Genomic DNA, 3842 nt, shown 5'->3' on the forward strand with positions numbered 1-3842 from the left:
ACAAAAAGAAAAAACTGGTCCAGCTCATGGAACGCCTGCAAACCGAGTCCAATATTCAGGACGACAGCGCCCTGGCCGAAAATGAATTGACCGATAGAGTTCAAATCAAGGCGGCGTGATTATTGCTTTTAAAAAAAGCTTATGTTAGTATTCTTTCCCGTTTTGTGGGTGTGCCCACATAGCTCAGCAGGTAGAGCACATCCATGGTAAGGATGGGGTCATCGGTTCAATTCCGATTGTGGGCTCCAGAGGTATTGTTTTTAATTTGGCTGTATTTTAGAATAAGAAAAATTTTAGGAGGAAATAATGGCAAGAGAAAAATTCAACAGGAATAAACCGCACGTCAACATTGGCACGATCGGCCACGTCGACCACGGCAAAACGACTTTGACGGCCGCGATCACCACGACGCTGGCCAAGCAGGGTTTGTCTCAAGCCAAAACTTTTGACCAGATCGACAATACTCCCGAGGAAAAAGCTCGCGGGATCACGATCTCGACTTCGCATGTGGAGTACGAGACCGCCAACCGCCACTACGCGCATGTGGACTGTCCCGGACACGCCGATTATGTGAAAAACATGATCACTGGCGCGGCGCAGATGGACGGCGCTATTCTGGTGGTGGCCGCCACGGACGGCCCGATGCCGCAGACCCGCGAGCATATCGTGCTGGCGCGTCAGGTCAACGTGCCCAATCTGGTGGTGTTCCTCAATAAATGCGACATTGCCGATCCGGAATTGCTGGAGCTGGTCGAGGAAGAGATCCGCGATCTGCTGACCCAGTATGAGTTTCCGGGCAAAGATATTCCGATCATCAGAGGTTCCGCGTTGAAAGCTCTGGAAGGCGACACTGGTGAATACGGCGAGCAGGCCATCGCCAAGCTGATGGAAGCGGTGGATAGCTACATTCCGCTGCCCAAACGCGACATTGATAAGCCGTTCCTGATGCCGGTCGAGGACGTTTTCACGATCACAGGCCGCGGCACGGTGGGCACCGGCCGTATTGAGCGCGGTATCGTGCATGTCAATGACGAAGTGGAAGTTGTCGGTATGAAAGAAGAGCGTTCCAAAACTGTGGTGACTGGCGTGGAGATGTTCCGCAAGACTCTGGATGAAGGCCAGGCCGGAGACAATGTCGGTCTATTGCTGCGCGGCGTGGAGAAAAAAGACCTCGAAAGAGGTCAGGTGCTGGCCAAACCCGGTTCGGTCAATCCGCATACCACTTTTGAGGCGCAGGTCTATGTGCTGAAAAAAGAGGAAGGCGGACGTACCACTCCGTTCTTTGACGGTTATCAGCCGCAGTTTTATATTCGGACTACGGACGTTACCGGCCAGATCATTCTGCGCACCGGCATGTCCGCTGACGACTTGAAAAAACTGGACGATGGCACTATCGACAAGAATAAAGAAAAAATGGTGATGCCGGGCGACAATACGGCGATCACTGTGAAACTGATCGTGCCGGTGGCCATCGAGGAGCAGCTGCGTTTCGCGGTGCGCGAAGGCGGCAGGACGGTCGGTTCCGGCGTGGTGACGAAAATTATAAAGTAACCCCTCTGTCTGCTGCGCAGACAGCTCCCCTTTGAACAAGGGGAGCAAATAGAGAGAGAAGTTAAATTTGCCCCCCTTGCGAAAGGGGGGCTGTCGTAATTGAACGCGGCGAAATTACAACTGCGGGGTGTGAGTTAAAATGCAGACCAAAGAGAATATTCAAAACATCGCGCCGTATCAGCCCGGAGTCTTAAAAGAGGGCGCGATCAAACTGGCTTCCAATGAGAATCCGCTGGGCTCTTCGCCCAAAGCTCTGGCGGCGCTCAAAGAAAGTCTGGACAAACTGCATCTCTATCCTGACGGCGGCTGCGTTCGGCTGAAAAACGCGCTGGCTGAATATTACGGCCTGTCGCCGGAATATTTTTTGACCGGCAATGGCTCGGACGAAATTTTTCATTTTATCACCGCGGCTTTTGTGCGGCCGGCAGAGCGGGTTTTGACTTCGACGGTTACTTTTTCCGAATACACTTTTGCCGCGAAACTTTTTGCCGGCGCGGTGGATTATGCGCCGCTTGCCGACGGCCGATTTCAGCTGGAGGCCATGCTTCAAAAAATCACGCCGCAGACCAAAATAATTTTTTTGGCCAATCCCAATAACCCGACTGGCACGTATTTCCCGGCGGCGGAATTAGAAAATTTCTTAAAAAAAGTTCCCGATGAGATCATGGTGGTCCTTGACGAAGCCTATGCCGAGTATGCCGCCGCCGCGGATTATCCGAACTCCCTGGGCCTGCTGAAAACTTTTAAAAATCTTTTGCTCACCCGCACTTTTTCCAAAATTTACGGTTTGGCCGGATTGCGCGCGGGATACATGATCGCCGCCCCTGAAGTGATTGCCTATCTGAATAAAACCCGCGAGCCTTTTAATGTCAACGCGCTGGCGCAGACCGCGGCGGCGGCGGCGCTGGACGACAGAGATTTTGTGCGGCGTTCGCGCGAAAATAATGAAATCGGCAAAAAATATTTATATGCGGAGTTTGATAAACTGGGCTTAAAATATTATCCGACGGAAGCAAATTTTATTTTTGTTTATATCGGCCAGGACTGCAACGCGGCTTTTCAGAAACTGCTGGAGCGGGGCGTGACCGTGCGTCCCCTGCAGAGCTTTGGCGTCCAGGACGCCATCCGCGTAACGATCGGCACGCCGGAGCAGAATCAAAAATTTAGCGCCGCTTTAAAGGAGATCTTGTAATCTTGTTAAAACACACGCCGCTTTATGAGGAACATTTAAGACTCGGCGCCAAAATGGTTGAATTTGGCGGCTGGGAAATGCCGTTGCAATACACCGGCATTATTGAGGAACACAAAGCTGTGCGCTCACGCGCCGGGATGTTCGACGCGGGACACATGGGCGTCGTGAAATTTGCCTCGTCAGAAAAACTATTGTCTGTCCAGCGCGCGGCGCTGACCAGATCCATTGGCGATATGGCCGTCGGGCAGATCCGCTACAACCGTATCCGTAACACGCAAAACGGGATTGTTGACGATATTTTGATCTACAAAGATTATGAAAATTATTTAAGTGTTTTCAACGCGGCCAATACTGAAAAAGATCAGCGCTTTTTTGCGGAGCTGGGCGTGGAGTGCGAGTTAATGGGGCTGCATGTGATCGCCGTGCAGGGGCCGGAAGCAGAAAGCCTGGTGCAGCGGCACACCGCCGAGGATTTGGCACAGCTGAGATACTATACTTTTTTGCCGCTGGAGTTTGACGAGTACGATGTACTGGCCAGCAAGACTGGCTACACGGGTGAGCGCGGTTTTGAGCTGCTGACGCCGGCGGAAAACTGCGCGGCGGTCTGGAATATCCTGCGGCAGGACGGCACGGCGCCCTGCGGGCTGGGCGCGCGGGACACTCTGCGCCTCGAAGCCGGCCTGCCGCTTTACGGCCATGAGCTGCGCGAGGAATGGACTGCCGCGCAGTCGGACAGCATTGTTGGCTTAAAAATGCTTGACCAATTCGGCGTGCCGCGGCAGGGTTATCCGGTTTACGACAGGGCCGAAAATCTGCTTGGCGAGATCACTTCCGGCGCTTTTTCACCGACGCTTAAAGGACCGATCGCTCTGGCTTATTTAAGCAAAAAAGAGCCGGAAGTTTTGGTCAGGATCCGCTCCAAAATGGCGCGCGCGCGGATCGTCGAGCTGCCTTTTTACAGTAGAGTGCGGCGGAAACAAACGAGACACGAGCCTGACTGTGCCTGCGGCTGTGAGCATTAGGTTTTGCCTTTCCAAAAATAGATTACAAAAAAGTGAGCATTTGTTATTTGAGATAGTTAGGGTATAATTGTCTTTGA

3 protein-coding genes and 1 tRNA gene are annotated in these 3842 nt (G+C 52.6%); all 4 read left to right on the forward strand.

The features are described from left to right. Positions 1 to 172 precede the first annotated feature (172 nt). The 4 genes from LBJ25_02705 (at position 173) to LBJ25_02720 (ending at position 3765) form a co-directional block, all read left to right on the forward strand. Positions 173 to 248, forward strand: a tRNA-Thr gene (locus LBJ25_02705). Positions 249 to 306: 58 nt separating this feature from the next. Beyond that, positions 307 to 1551, forward strand: coding sequence for an elongation factor Tu (gene tuf, locus LBJ25_02710; protein ID MDR1452869.1), 1245 nt, complete (start codon positions 307 to 309; stop codon positions 1549 to 1551). Between the two features lie 139 nt (positions 1552 to 1690). Then, positions 1691 to 2743 carry a histidinol-phosphate transaminase gene (gene hisC, locus LBJ25_02715; protein MDR1452870.1) on the forward strand — a complete coding sequence of 351 codons (1053 nt, stop codon included), beginning with the start codon at positions 1691 to 1693 and terminating at the stop codon, positions 2741 to 2743. 2 nt (positions 2744 to 2745) lie between these two features. Then, positions 2746 to 3765: a hypothetical protein gene (locus tag LBJ25_02720; GenBank protein ID MDR1452871.1), complete on the forward strand. Its 1020-nt coding sequence runs from the start codon at positions 2746 to 2748 to the stop codon at positions 3763 to 3765. Positions 3766 to 3842 lie beyond the last annotated feature (77 nt).

The organism is Candidatus Margulisiibacteriota bacterium, assembly GCA_031268855.1.
Lineage (GTDB): Bacteria > Margulisbacteria > Termititenacia > Termititenacales > Termititenacaceae > Termititenax.